The 14,053-nt window shown below is 71.5% G+C and carries 9 protein-coding genes; 6 read left to right on the plus strand and 3 right to left on the minus strand.

Annotated elements, in window-relative coordinates; genetic code table 11:
- The first annotated feature begins 189 nt into the window (after positions 1-189).
- Complete coding sequence (locus OHO27_RS33505; protein ID WP_328428698.1) at positions 190-1,326, plus strand: glycosyltransferase family 4 protein; 1,137 nt, start codon at positions 190-192, stop codon at positions 1,324-1,326.
- A gap of 33 nt (positions 1,327-1,359) precedes the next feature.
- Here the strand turns inward: OHO27_RS33505 and OHO27_RS33510 are convergent, their stop codons facing one another.
- Positions 1,360-3,012, minus strand: a complete 1,653-nt coding sequence (locus tag OHO27_RS33510) for a PucR family transcriptional regulator (protein WP_328428699.1) — start codon at positions 3,010-3,012, stop codon at positions 1,360-1,362.
- An 88-nt stretch (positions 3,013-3,100) separates the two neighbouring features.
- Here OHO27_RS33510 and OHO27_RS33515 point away from each other — a divergent pair, with 88 nt between their 5' ends.
- Positions 3,101-4,063: an LLM class F420-dependent oxidoreductase gene (locus OHO27_RS33515; RefSeq protein ID WP_328428700.1), complete on the plus strand. Its 963-nt coding sequence runs from the start codon at positions 3,101-3,103 to the stop codon at positions 4,061-4,063.
- A gap of 21 nt (positions 4,064-4,084) precedes the next feature.
- Here the strand turns inward: OHO27_RS33515 and OHO27_RS33520 are convergent, their stop codons facing one another.
- Together OHO27_RS33520 and OHO27_RS33525 are read right to left on the minus strand one after the other, a co-directional pair.
- Entirely contained in the window at positions 4,085-5,464 is a 1,380-nt protein-coding gene (locus OHO27_RS33520; protein WP_328428701.1) for an FAD-binding oxidoreductase, read from the minus strand.
- A 73-nt stretch (positions 5,465-5,537) separates the two neighbouring features.
- Entirely contained in the window at positions 5,538-7,340 is a 1,803-nt protein-coding gene (locus OHO27_RS33525; RefSeq protein WP_328430632.1) for a glycoside hydrolase family 15 protein, read from the minus strand.
- Positions 7,341-7,828: 488 nt separating this feature from the next.
- Between OHO27_RS33525 and OHO27_RS33530 the strand changes: the two genes are divergently transcribed.
- The 4 genes from OHO27_RS33530 to ald all read left to right on the plus strand — a co-directional run bounded on the left by OHO27_RS33530 (position 7,829) and on the right by ald (position 13,759).
- Entirely contained in the window at positions 7,829-9,496 is a 1,668-nt protein-coding gene (locus OHO27_RS33530; protein WP_328428702.1) for a CTP synthase, read from the plus strand.
- 98 nt (positions 9,497-9,594) lie between these two features.
- Positions 9,595-10,221: an NUDIX hydrolase gene (locus OHO27_RS33535; protein ID WP_328428703.1), complete on the plus strand. Its 627-nt coding sequence runs from the start codon at positions 9,595-9,597 to the stop codon at positions 10,219-10,221.
- A 192-nt stretch (positions 10,222-10,413) separates the two neighbouring features.
- Positions 10,414-12,501: a tetratricopeptide repeat protein gene (locus tag OHO27_RS33540; protein WP_328428704.1), complete on the plus strand. Its 2,088-nt coding sequence runs from the start codon at positions 10,414-10,416 to the stop codon at positions 12,499-12,501.
- A 133-nt stretch (positions 12,502-12,634) separates the two neighbouring features.
- Positions 12,635-13,759, plus strand: coding sequence for an alanine dehydrogenase (ald, locus tag OHO27_RS33545; RefSeq protein ID WP_328428705.1), 1,125 nt, complete (start codon positions 12,635-12,637; stop codon positions 13,757-13,759).
- Positions 13,760-14,053: the final 294 nt, after the last annotated feature.

The following is a 14,053-nucleotide window of genomic DNA, read 5'->3' on the forward strand; positions in this document are numbered from 1 at the left end:
CCCGGCCCGGCGCGTTGCCCCGCAGCTGAGGCGTCCACGCCCTCCCGCCGTTCCCGGAACGGCCGTACGGCCTGGCATCCTTGGCGTAAACACGTCGTACGCGTAGGGATTCTCGCGGTACACCCCCTCCGCCCGATCCTTCTGTACGTTCTTCGTGACCGCCCGACCCGAAGCAGGAGCCCCGGCCACGTGACCCCCGTGAGCAGCCACTCACCGCACGGCCAGTCGTCGCTGCGCACCGTGCAGGTGCTGGGCGGCGGCAACGCCGGCAGCAGCGCGCATGTGCGATCGCTGGCCTCGGGGCTGGTCGCACGGGGCGTGCGGGTCACCGTGTGCGCCCCTGCCGAGGCCGATCACCTCTACGACTTCACGGGCGCCGGCGCCGAACACGTGCATGTGCCGCGCAGCAGCGATCCGGGTTCCGTGGCCACGCTGCGGGCCGCCTGCGTGGACGCCGACCTCGTGCACGCGCACGGGCTGCACGCGTCCTTCCGCGCCGTGCTCGCGCTGAGCGGGCGACGTACTCCGCTCGTCGTCACCTGGCACGACCGGGCCCACGCAGAGGGCGCCCGCGCCCATCTCCTGAGGCTGTTGGAGCGGCGGGTCGTCAAGGCCGCCTCCGTCGTGCTCGGGACCACCTCGGCGCTGGTGGACCGGGCCCGCCGGACCGGTGCCCGCGACGCGCGCCTCGCCGCCGTCGCGCTGCCCGCGCCGAGCCGTGCCGTCGAGCACGACGACCCCGACCGGCTGCGCCCCAAGGTCCGGGCCGAACTCGGCGCCACCGGACGCCCGTTGCTGATCGCCGTCGGCTCGCTGGAGCGGCATCGCGGGTACGACGTGCTGCTGGACGCCTCGCGCGCGTGGCTGCGGCTCGATCCCGTGCCGTTGGTCGTGATCGCGGGGGAGGGGGCGCTGCGGGCCGATCTGCAGCGCCGGATCGAGGACGAGGGGCTGCCCGTACGGCTCATCGGGCGGCGTGACGACGTCTCCGAGCTGCTCGCGGCGGCCGACGCGGCGCTGCTGCCGAGCAGTTGGGAGTCACGGTCGGTCCTCGCCCAGGAGGCCCTCCACGCGCGCGTGCCGCTCGTCGCCACCGACGTCGGCGGCGTGCCGGAACTCGTCGGCGACGCGGCCGAACTCGTCCCGTACGGCGACCCGGAGGCCCTCGCCGACGCCGTCGTACGGCTGCTCGGCGATCCCGAGCGGCAGGAGTTCCTCAGGGAGCGGGGCGCGCGGCAGGCGGCCACCTGGCCGACCGAGGACGAGACCGTCGCCCAAGTGCTCAGTGTGTACGACGAGTTGACGCAGCCGCAGCCCATGATCTAGACGCCCGGAAGCGTCCGTGGCCCACGTGCCGTTCTATCCCGCATGCCTGCGTGCCCGTAGCGCCAGACTCAACGCCAGCACCGTCTGCGGGTCGTCGAGGTCCGTGCCGAGCAACTCGCCGATGCGGGCGAGGCGGTTGTAGAGCGTCTGCCGGTTGAGGTGCAGCTCGCGGGCCGTCTCCGCCTTGCGGCCCGCGTGTGCCAAGTACGTCTCCAGGGTGGGCAGCAGGGGCGGCTTGGAGCGGTTGTCGTGGTCGCGGAGCGGGCCGATCGCGCGGTCCACGAAGGCCGCGAGGTCCGGGTGGTCGCGCAACCGCCACAGCAGCAGGTCGATGTCCAGGCGCCGGGCGTCGTACCAGGGGCGGTCGGACAGGCCCTGCGCCGCCGTGGCCGTCTCCGCCGCGTGCCTGAGGCCCGCCGAGGCTGCCGCCCAGCTGCCGGCCACCCCGACGACCACGACCGGTGGCGGCGCCCCGGGGCGCTGGACCCCGGCCCGCTCCACACCCGCCCGCAGCGCCACCGCCACCCGGTCCGCGACCGCCGACCGCTCCGACTCCGAACGCAGGCCCAGCAGCAGCGGCACCCGTCCCTCCACCGGCCGCACGCCCAACAGCACCGGCGCCCCGACGGAGGCCAGCTCCTCACCGACCGCGCGCGCCAGCACCGCCCAGCCCCCGCCCGGCGACAGCGCGTCCCCCAGCCGCATCACGACCGGCAGCAGCGGACTGTCACCCGGCTTGAAGCCCAGCACGCGCGCCTGTGCCGGGGCGTCCTCGGCGGCGATACGGCCCTCCGCGAGGTCGGTCAGGAAGTCGCCGCGTCCGCGCGCCGCCAGCTCCTCCTCCTGGCGCGCCTGCATCAGCACCACGGCCAGGCTGCCCGCGGCCCGCTCGGCGGCGATGCGGTGCACGGGCGCGAGCGGGCCCCGTACGGGGAGCAGCACGAGGCGGGCCCTCACCGACCCCGTCCCCGGGCCGCCACCCGGCACATCCACCAGCACCGATCCTCCCGGCGGCGGCGTGTCCTTGTGCTGGCCCCGCAGTCCCTCCCACACCTGCAACGGATCCGCGCCCTCGGGGCCCGCCCCGGCGGCGTACAGGAGTTGGCCGTCCGTCGTCTCCAGGAACACCGGGTTGCCGCTGAAGTCGGCCAGGATGCCCAGCACTTGGGGCACACCGCCGCCGCCGAGCAGCGCCTGCGTGCACCGGCGGTGCACCTCCTCGGCCCGTTGCAGCAGCGCGTAGTGGCCGTTGACGATCTCGGTGTGGATCTCCTCGGTGACCGTCACGAAGGCCACCTCGCGATGCAGCTGGACGAGCGGCAGACCGGCCGTGCGTGCCGTGTCGACCAGCGCGGCGGGCAGCCGCGTGAAGCGCGGGCCCAGCTCGACGACCAGGGCCGCGATGCCCCGCTCCGCCAGGGTGCGCACGAACGCGCGCTGGTCGGCAGGGCGCGTGCCGAGGCCGTAGCCCGTGGTCAGCAGCAGTTCCCCGCCCTTCAGCAGCGAGGCGATGTTGGGCACCTCGCCGGCGTGCACCCAGCGCACGGTCCGCCCCAGCCGGTCGCCGCCCGCGAGGACCTCCGGCAGCCCACTGCGCAGCCCGGGCAGCTCCAGCGCCCGCCGCACGGTGATCCCGGCGCTGTGGGTCCCGTAGCCGCTGTCCGTACCGCCCGTACCGCTGTCCATGTGCCGGACGCTACCCGTGCGCGGGCTTCCCTGACATCTCCGGAGCCGATCATGCGTTGCGGCGCGTGAGCGGGGTAGCCGCGTCGGCATGGACTTCAGCGTGGTTGCCGTGGCACGGGAGGACGAGAGTCCGGTCGAGGAGCCGCTGCGGGTGGCCGTGGCCGCCGATCGGCTCGGGTATCGCGAGGTGTGGGCGGGGGAGGGGCCGACCTGGGACTCCTTCGTCCTTGCCACGGCCATCGGGCGGGCCACCGAGCGGGTCGCGCTGACGGCCGGTCCCGTGGCGGTGTCGGTGCGCGAGCCGTTCGGGATCGCGCGGGGTGCCGCTTCGGTCGCCGCCGTCACCGGGCGCCCGGTCGGGGTGGCGCTGGGGACGTCCAGCAAGCGGGTGGTCGAGGGCGTGCACGGGGTGCCGCGGGTACGGCCCGCCGCGGCGATGGAGGCCTCGGCGGCGGCCCTGCGCGTCTTCCTGCACGGCAGGCCCGGCGAACCCGTCGTCCCCGGCAGCGCCTTCCCGCGACGCCTCCAGCCGCCCGGCGGCCCGCTCACCGTGGCGGCGTTCGGGGACCGCGCGATCGCCACGGCGGCGGTCCACGCCGACCGGATGCTGCTCGACATCGTCTCGCCGGAACAGGTGCGGACCCTGCGGGGGAGGCTTGAAGCGGCCGCCACGCGCGCGGGCCGTACGTCGCCGCCCACGCTGGCCGCCTGGCTGCCCGCCGCCGTCGAGCCGGACCCGGACTCCCTCGCACAGGTCCTGCGGAGCATCGCCGGGTATCTGACGGTGCCGGGCTACAGCGACATGTTCGAGGCGGCCGGCTTCGGGGAGGCGGTCGAGCTGGCCCGTACCGGTGCCGATCCGGGCACGCTGGTCCGGGCGCTGCCCGCCGCAGCGGCGGCCATGGTCGGCCTGGTGGGCGACCTGGACGCCGTACGCGCGCGTGTCGAGGCGTACGCCGAGGCCGGACTGGACGAGATCGCCCTCGTGCCGGCGACGGCGGGTGACCCGGGCGGGGAGCGGACGCTGACGGCGTTCAAGCAGATCGGCTGACGACGCCCGGGCCGACCGCGCTCAGGTCGGCCTGATGTTGTGGTTGAACCGGAAGACGTTGTCCGGGTCGTAGCGCCGTTTGAGTTCCGCCAGCCGCCGGGTGTTCTCGGCGCCCACTCCGGCCACGACCCGCTCGGCGCCCTCGTCCCCGATGAAGTTGAGGTAGACCGCGCCGGTGCTCCACGGCCGCGCGTCGGCGCGGACGTCCCTGACCCACTGGACGCACCGCTCGTCGTCCGCGGGGTCCTCCCAGATCGCGAAGGGGTGGACGGCCCAGGGCGCGTCGCGGTAGGGCACGGGGTATTCGGGCGGGCCGGCGGCGATCGCCCCGCCCAGCGGGAACAGCACATGGATGCTCCCGGTCGCGGGCATGGCCTCGCCCCGCGCGCAGAAGGCGTCCAGGTAGGTGTCGGGCGCACTCGTCAGGTACTCCGCCGACCAGTAGTTCCGCATCCCCGGCGGATCGTCGAGCATGCACTGGACATCGGCGTACGGCATTGCCCCGACGATCTCCGACTCGTGTGGCAGCGCCAGCAGGGGCTCGGCCAGCTTGCGCATGTCCTCCTCGGGCCCGGCGTACGTCAGCAGCGCACCGCACAGGATCGTGCCGACCAGGTGCGGCGGTACGAACTCCTCGGGCGGGCCGGTGAGATACAGCACGCCGCCGCTCGCCTCGTCCGGGGCCAGGGTGATCAGCTCGCGGTAGGTGCGGACGACCTCGGGGCCCGACTCCGGCAGGTACAGGACCAGCGCGATGGAGAACTCGGGCAGCTCATGGAGCTTGAGGGTGAGCGCGGTCGCGACTCCGAAGTTGCCGCCACCGCCGTGCAGGCCCCAGAACAGCTCCGGGTTCTCGTCGGCGCTCGCGTGGACCCGTTCGCCGTCCGCGGTGACGAGCTCGACACCGAGCAGATTGTCGACGGCCAGTCCGCACCAGCGGTCCAGCCAGCCGGAGCCGCCGCCGAGGACGAAACCGCCGACACCGGTCGTGGAGGCCCGGCCACCGGTCGTGGCGAGCCCGTGCGGCCGGCAGGCGAGGTCCAGGTCGCTCATCGTCGCCCCGCCCGCCACCCGTACCGCCTCGGCCGCGGGGTCGACGGTGACCGCGCGCATATGGCGCAGGTCGATCACCAGGCCGTTGTCGTTGAGCGCCATGCCCGCGACGCTGTGCCCGCCGCCGCGCACCGCGATGTTGAGGTCCAGGTCCCGGGCGAACCGCACGGCCCGCGCGACGTCGTCCTCGTCCACGCACTGCGCGATCACCGCGGGCCGCCGGTCGATCATGGCGTTGAAGACGACCCGCGCGTCGTCGTAGCCGAAGTCCCCCGGCGCGAACACATCACCGGCGAGATCCTCGCGCAGCGCGGTCAGGGCCGCGCCCGCCTTCGAGAGGGAAGCCATGGCCGCCGCCCCCTTCCGTTGCCGGGGCAGTCGCTGTTTCCCAGCCTAGGCGGGCGCGTCAGGGCAGTCCTGTTCAGCCGCCGTACGCCCCGGACGCCGTCAGCCGCAGCGCGGTGTCGATCAGCGGGACGTGGCTGAAGGCCTGCGGGAAGTTGCCGACCTGGCGCTGCAGGTGCGGGTCCCACTCCTCGGCCAGCAGACCGAGGTCGTTGCGCAGCGACAGCAGCTTCTCGAACAACTTGCGGGCCTCGTCGACGCGGCCGATCATCGCCAGGTCGTCCGCCATCCAGAACGAGCAGGCGAGGAAGGCGCCCTCGTCACCGGGGAGGCCGTCGACGCCCTCGTCCTCGCCCTGCGTCGGGTAGCGCAGGATGAAGCCGTCCGAGGTCGACAGCTCGCGCTGGATCGCCTCGATGGTGCCGATGACACGCTTGTCGTCCGGCGGTAGGAAGCCCATCTGCGGGATGAGCAGCAGGGAGGCGTCCAGTTCCTTCGAGCCGTACGACTGCGTGAAGGTGTTGCGCTCCTTGTCGTAACCCTTCTCACACACGTCCCGGTGGATGTCGTCACGCAGTTCGCGCCAGCGCTCCAGCGGGCCGTCCGCGTCGCCGGACTCGATGAGCTTGATGGTGCGGTCGACGGCTACCCAGGCCATCACCTTGGAGTGCACGAAGTGGCGGCGCGGGCCGCGCACCTCCCAGATGCCCTCGTCCGGCTCGTCCCAGTGGTCCTCCAGGTAGCGGATCAGCTTCAGCTGGAGCAGCGAGGCGTAGTCGTTGCGGGCCAGGCCCGTCATGTGGGCCAGGTGCAGGGCCTCGGTGACCTCGCCGTACACGTCCAGCTGGAGCTGGTGCGCGGCGCCGTTGCCGACCCGGACCGGCGCGGAGTTCTCGTAGCCGGGCAGCCAGTCCAGCTCGGCCTCGCCCAGCTCGCGCTCGCCGGCGATGCCGTACATGATCTGCAGGTTCTCCGGGTCACCCGCGACCGCCCGCAGCAGCCACTCCCGCCAGGCGCGGGCTTCCTCGCGGTAGCCGGTACGCAGCAGCGAGGACAGGGTGATCGCCGCGTCGCGCAGCCAGGTGTAGCGGTAGTCCCAGTTGCGGACGCCGCCGATGTCCTCGGGCAGGGAGGTCGTCGGGGCGGCGACGATGCCGCCCGTCGGGGCGTACGTCAGCGCCTTCAGCGTGATCAGCGAGCGGACGACCGCCTCGCGATACGGGCCGTGGTACGTGCAGTGCTCGACCCACTCCCGCCAGAAGTCCTCGGTCGCCTCCAGCGCCTGCTCCGGCTCCGGCAGGGCCGGCGGCTGCTTGTGCGAGGGCTCCCAGGAGATGGTGAACGCGATCCGCTCACCCGGGGCGACCGTGAAGTCCGAGTACGTCGTCAGCGACTTGCCGTACGTCTCGGCCTCCGTGTCGAACCACACGGAGTCCGGGCCGGCGACGGCCACCGTACGGCCCTCGTGCTTGTGCACCCACGGCACCACACGACCGTACGAGAAACGCATCCGCAGCGCCGAGCGCATCGGCACCCGGCCCGAGACGCCCTCCACGATCCGGATCAACTGGGGCGCCCCGTCACGCGGGGGCATGAAATCGATCACCCGGACCGTGCCGCGCGGCGTGTCCCACTCGGACTCCAGGATCAGTGAGTCGCCGCGGTAGCTGCGCCGGGCCGCGGTGGGCGGCTCGGCGTCGGACGCGTGTGCCGGACCGAGCCGCCAGAAACCGTGTTCCTCGGTGCCCAGCAGGCCGGCGAAGATGGCATGCGAGTCGAAGCGGGGCAGGCACAGCCAGTCGACTGTGCCGTCCCGGCAGACCAGTGCTGCGGTCTGCATGTCTCCGATGAGTGCGTAGTCTTCGATGCGCCCGGCCACGTGCAACTCCAGTCGAACGGCCACGTCACCCCCTTCTCTGCCAAGGGGGCTCTCGCTTGGTGCGGTCAAGGGGTGGTTGTAATGCGTCGTTGAGCGGTGAAGCAAAGCAGTCGTCTGCGCCGTGAGGCAAAACGACAGTCGCTTCTCGACAATCTCTGCTCAACGAACTGACGAGCTCTCGTTGTTCCGGTGCTTACGGGCGAGGGGTGGTGCCGTGTTGCCGGCCGGGCTCGGCAGCGAATGTCCGAGCAGGATACGACGCACGTAGATGATCTGCGTGCCGCTCCGGGCAACCCGGGTCGGCCGAACGGGTGAGCAACGGGTGAGAAACCGCGGTACCTGTGCAGGTTCGTGGTGGCTCGTGTGCGGAGCGTGGCCGGAAGCCATCGGTCCCGGTCGCTGATACCCTGGTAGCCCGTGGACCGGTGGGCGTCAGAGACCCCCGAACCGCACTTCAAGATCGCGACCACGGGAGCCCCCTCTTGGCCATGCCGCCCGCTGCTTTCCGACACCACGCAGCCACGACGACCAAGCACATCTTCGTCACCGGGGGTGTCGCCTCCTCGCTCGGTAAGGGCCTGACGGCCTCCAGCCTCGGCATGCTGCTCAAGGCACGGGGCCTGCGGGTGGTCATGCAGAAGCTCGACCCGTACCTCAATGTCGACCCTGGCACGATGAACCCCTTCCAGCACGGTGAGGTGTTCGTCACCAACGACGGCGCCGAGACCGACCTGGACATCGGCCACTACGAGCGGTTCCTCGACCGTGACCTCGACGGTTCCGCGAACGTCACCACCGGCCAGGTGTACTCGACCGTGATCGCCAAGGAGCGGCGCGGCGAGTACCTCGGCGACACCGTGCAGGTCATCCCGCACATCACCAACGAGATCAAGCACCGCATTCGCCGCATGGCGACGGACGAGGTCGACGTCGTGATCACGGAGGTCGGCGGCACGGTCGGCGACATCGAGTCGCTGCCGTTCCTGGAAACCGTCCGCCAGGTCCGTCACGAGGTCGGCCGTGACAACGTCTTCGTCGTCCATATCTCGCTCCTGCCGTACATCGGCCCCTCGGGAGAGCTGAAGACGAAGCCGACCCAGCACTCGGTTGCGGCTCTGCGGAACATCGGTATTCAGCCAGATGCGATCGTGCTGCGCTGCGACCGTGAGGTGCCGACCGCGATCAAGCGGAAGATCTCGCTGATGTGCGACGTCGACGAGGCGGCCGTGGTCGCCTGCCCCGACGCCCGCTCCATCTACGACATCCCGAAGACCGTGCACGGCGAGGGCCTGGACGCCTATGTCGTCCGGAAGCTGGACCTGCCGTTCCGTGACGTGGACTGGACGACGTGGGACGACCTGCTCGACCGCGTCCACAACCCCGACCACGAGATCACCCTCGCGCTGGTCGGCAAGTACATCGACCTGCCCGACGCCTACCTGTCGGTGACCGAGGCGCTGCGCGCCGGCGGCTTCGCCAACAAGGCCCGGGTGAAGATCAAGTGGGTCACCTCCGACGACTGCAAGACCCCGGCCGGGGCCAAGCAGCAGCTCGCCGACGTCGACGGCATCTGCATCCCCGGCGGCTTCGGCGACCGTGGTGTGCTCGGCAAGGTCGGCGCGATCAAGTACGCCCGCGAGAACAAGATCCCGCTGCTCGGCCTGTGCCTGGGCCTGCAGTGCATCGTGGTCGAGGCGGCCCGCAACCTCGCCGACATCGGCGACGCCAACTCCACCGAGTTCGACCCGGCCACCTCCCACCCCGTCATCTCGACGATGGCCGAGCAGCTCGACATCGTCGCCGGTGAGGGTGACATGGGCGGCACCATGCGCCTCGGCATGTACCCGGCCAAGCTGGCCGAGGGCTCGATCGTGCGTGAGGTGTACGACGGCAAGGAGTACGTCGAGGAGCGGCACCGTCACCGGTACGAGGTGAACAACGCCTACCGGGCGGAGCTGGAGAAGAAGGCGGGCATCCTGTTCTCCGGCACGTCGCCGGACGGCAAGCTCGTCGAGTACGTGGAGTACCCGCGCGAGGTCCACCCTTACCTGGTGGCCACGCAGGCCCACCCGGAGCTGCGCTCGCGCCCGACGCGCCCGCACCCGCTGTTCGCCGGGCTCGTCAAGGCCGCTGTCGAGCGTAAGAATTCGAAGTAACACGAGAGTTGTACGGTGGCCGGGGTGCAAACCTTCAATGGTGGGCACCCCGGTTTTCTTTGGCGGGTTCTTTTTACAAGCGTGTGGAAGGCCAGGGCATGACGATCAAGGACACCCCGCAGGAGTGGGAGATCCGGGCGACGGACACCCCCTTCGTGGGCAACAAGACCTCCGTCCGCACGGACGACGTGGTCATGCCCGACGGCTCGGTTGTCCGCCGCGACTACCAGGTCCACCCGGGCTCCGTCGCCGTGCTCGCCCTGGACACCGAGGACCGTGTCCTGCTCATCAAGCAGTACCGCCACCCGGTGCGGCAGAAGCTGTGGGAGATCCCGGCCGGCCTGCTCGACATCCCCGGCGAGAACCCGCTGCACGCCGCCCAGCGCGAGCTGTACGAGGAGGCCCACGTCAAGGCCGGGGACTGGCGGGTGCTGACCGACGTCTACACCACCCCCGGCGGCTGCGACGAGGCCGTACGGATCTTCCTCGCCCGCGACCTGTCCGAGGCGGACGGCGATCGCTTCGAGGTGGAGGACGAGGAAGCCGACATGGAGCACGCGCGCGTGCCGGTCGACGAGCTGGTCCGGGGTGTGCTCGCGGGCGAGGTGCACAACAACTGCCTCGTCGTGGGCGTGCTGTCGCTGGTCGCCGCGCGTAACGGCGACGGACTCGACGCGCTGCGCCCGGCGGAGGCGCCCTGGCCGGCCCGCCCCTTCGAGTCCTGAACGAACACGACCGCGCGTCCCGAACGAAACCGACCCGCCATCGGTGTGAAGATCGGCTGATCCGATCGAGGGACGTCCCAGCCGTGCCCGCCACGCTCCGCCCGGAACGTAGCAGAGCGTGAACTAGGCTCTGATTACGCCCGAACCGGAGTCCCGGCGGGCTTGCGCGTGCGTGGGACGGGAGTGTGGCCCGTGACGGATCAGGTCGTGGACACAGGCGGCGTGCAGGCGTTGCCACATGCTTCCGCCGGGCGTCAATTCCTGGGCCGTACGCGCGAGTTGAAGGAGCTCCTCGCCGACATCGAGCGCGCGGGCCTCGACACCCTCTCCGGCCGCAAGGCCCCACGCGCGCGCGTACTGCTCATCGCGGGCCGCCCCGGCTCGGGACGTACGGCACTCGCCGAGGAACTCGTACGGCAGGTGGCGGACCGTTACGGCGACGGCGTGCTGCGGGCCCGTCTGAGCGAGCCCGACGGCACCCCCGTCCCCGTCGAGCGCACCGCCCGCGAACTGCTCACCGCCCTGGACCGGCCGGCACCGGCCGGCGCCGCCGAGGACGACCTGACGGCGGTGCTCCGCAAGACCCTGGCCGACCGCCGGGTCCTGCTGCTGCTCGACGACGCGGCCCGCGCCGAGCAGGTCGACGCACTGCTCCCGGACACCCCGGAGTGCCTGGCCGTCGCCGTCTCCGGCGGCCCGCTGACCGGGATCTCGGACGTACGGCCCTGCACGCTCGGCGGCCTCGACACCAAGTCGGCCGTGGAGCTGCTGTCCCGGCACGCGGGCTCGGTGCGCATCACCGTCGACCCGCGGGCCGCCGAGGACCTGGTGGAGGTGTGCCAGGGCCAGCCGGCCGCCCTGATGCTGGCCGGTGGCTGGCTCGCGGCCCGGCCCAAGGCGGCCGTCGCCGACCTCGCCAAGCAGCTGCACGCCGAGGGCGAGGACGGCACACCGCTCGGCAGGGTCTTCCGCCTCGCCTACGCGGGGCTGCCGACCCCGGCCGCCCGGATACTGCGGCTGCTCTCGCTGGCCCCCGGCGGCCTCGTCGACCCGCACACCGCCTCCGCGCTCGCCGGCTCCTCGGTGGACGGGGCCCGCGCCACCCTGGACGACCTCGTCGCCCTCGGCCTGGTGCAGACCGTCGACTCGCCGCTGCCGCAGTACGAGGTCCCGGCCTGTCTGCACCGCCTTCTGCGGGCACTCACCGAGACCCAGGACCGCCCCGCCGAGCTTCAGCTGGCCCGCGCCCGGATGCTGGAGCGGACCGTACGGCTGCTGCAGTCCTGCCGCGCGATCACCGAGACCGACAACCCCGAGACCCGGCAGAAGCTCCTCGGCATGCCCCGAGCCCTGCGCTTCCCCAATCCCCGGGCAGCCGCCGAGTGGCTCAGTATCCGCAGGCCCGCCCTGCTGGCCTCGGCCCGGGCCGCGGTCGCCGACGGGGAGCTGGACACCCTCGCCAGGCGCCTGATGTCCCAGTTGGTCAGGGCGATGGCCGCACATCTCGGCACCCAGGCGGCCGCCGGTGACCTGTACGACATCCACGGCCTGGTCCTCGACGTGGCCGAGCGCCGGCAGCTGCCCCGAGAGAAGGCCGCGGCCCTGCTGAACCTCGGCGATCTCGACGCGCGGACGGGACGGACCCGGAAGGCGCTGGTGCGGTTCCGGGCCGCGCTGGACGCCGGGTGGGAAGCGAATGACCCGTATGCGACCGGCCGCGCGATGGAATCCGTAGGCGGCGCCCATCTGGAGCTCGGGGACTACGACCGGGCCGCCGACTGGTTCGGCCGTGCGCTGGCCGAGCGGCTGGCCCGCGGCGAGCGGGCGGACGCCGCCCGGCTGTACGGCCGTATCGCCGAGGCGCACACCTATGCGGGCCGGTACGGCGACGCGCTGCGCAACTGGCGGTCCGCGGTCACCGGGCACCGCAGGAGCGGCGATGTCGCCGGTCACGCCCGGGCGTTGAGCGAGCTGGCGCGGGTCCAGGAGTACGCCGGCCGCCCCGCGGAATCGCTGCGCACCTGCCAGGAGGCGGTGGAGTGGGCGCGGCGCGCGGAGGACGTACGGCTGCAGGGCGCGCTGCATCTGCGGCTCGCCGACACGCTGGAGCACCTCGGCGATCCCACGGCGGCGCAGCTGCACCGAGGCGCCGCCGAGCGGATGCTGGGAGAGGAGCCTCAGGACTCCGATGCGGCCGAGTCTGAGCCCGGACAAGAGGGTTTCGAGCCGGGACAGGACCCTAATGCCTGCGAAATCCGTAGTGCATCCGCAGAAGATTGATGCAATGAAAGGCTAGACAGCGAAAACGCCTTCATTAGACTGGCTCTGCCGCACCTTCGCTGCGGTGCTCCCGGTGTGCCCCCGCATGCCTGGGTATGTCTTGTAATGCCCCACACTCTCTGAGCCAAGGACCGTGATCGACGTGAAGGTCGGCATCCCCCGCGAGGTCAAGAACAACGAGTTCCGGGTGGCCATCACCCCCGCAGGCGTGCACGAGCTGGTGCGCCACGGCCACCAGGTCGTCATCGAGCAGGGCGCCGGTGTCGGCTCGTCGATCCCGGACAGCGAGTACGTCTCCGCAGGCGCCCGGATCCTTCCGACCGCCGACGAGGTGTGGGCCGCCGCCGACCTGCTGCTGAAGGTCAAGGAGCCCATCGCCGAGGAGTACCACCGCCTCCGCAAGGACCAGACGCTCTTCACCTACCTGCACCTGGCGGCCTCCAAGGAGTGCACGGACGCGCTCATCGAGTCCGGCACCACCGCGATCGCCTACGAGACGGTCGAGCTGCCCACCCGGGCCCTGCCGCTGCTCGCCCCCATGTCCGAGGTCGCGGGCCGCCTCGCCCCGCAGGTCGGCGCCTACCACCTGATGGCCGCGAACGGCGGCCGCGGTGTCCTGCCCGGCGGTGTCCCCGGCGTGCTGGCCGGCAAGGCCGTCGTCATCGGCGGCGGTGTCTCCGGCTGGAACGCCGCGCAGATCGCCATCGGCATGGGCTTCCACGTGACCCTGCTCGACAAGGACATCAACAAGCTCAAGGAGGCGGACAAGGTCTTCGGTACGAAGATCCAGACCGTCGTCTCCAACGCCTTCGAGCTGGAGAAGGCCTGCCTCGAGGCCGACCTCGTCATCGGTGCCGTCCTCATCCCGGGCGCCAAGGCCCCGAAGCTGGTCACCAACGAGCTGGTGTCCCGGATGAAGCCGGGAAGTGTTCTTGTCGACATCGCGATCGACCAGGGCGGCTGCTTCGAGGACTCGCGTCCCACCACGCACGCCGAGCCGACCTTCCCCGTCCACAACTCGGTCTTCTACTGCGTCGCCAACATGCCCGGCGCGGTGCCCAACACCTCCACCTACGCGCTGACCAACGCCACGCTCCCGTACATCATCGAACTGGCCAACCACGGCTGGGTCGAGGCGCTGCGCCGTGACCCCGCGCTGGCCAGGGGCCTCAACACGCATGACGGCAAGGTGGTTTACCGGCAGGTCGCGGAGGCGCACGGGCTGGAGCACGCGGAGCTCGCCTCGCTGCTCGGCTGAGCCGATCGGCTAAGTCACTTTCTGGTAAAGGCGATACGTCAACATCAGTCGTCAACCGCACGCACCCGGCCGGACCTTGCCCGAAAAGGTCCGGCCGGATGTGTGTATGGTCACTTTGCGACTCTCGGTCAACTCGCCTCGAACGCAACCCTTCGACCGATTCGCACACCGGTGAAACCTGCTGTGCGACGGCCGTACGCCCTTGACAGCGAGATGTTTCATTGTCGACACATCTGCTCGGTACGGCGGATTGTGTTGCTGCGGACCACCGACACGCCATAGAGTCGCCGACTG

Origin of the sequence: Streptomyces sp. NBC_00443 (assembly GCF_036014175.1) — a bacterium.
In the GTDB taxonomy this organism is placed as follows: domain Bacteria; phylum Actinomycetota; class Actinomycetes; order Streptomycetales; family Streptomycetaceae; genus Streptomyces.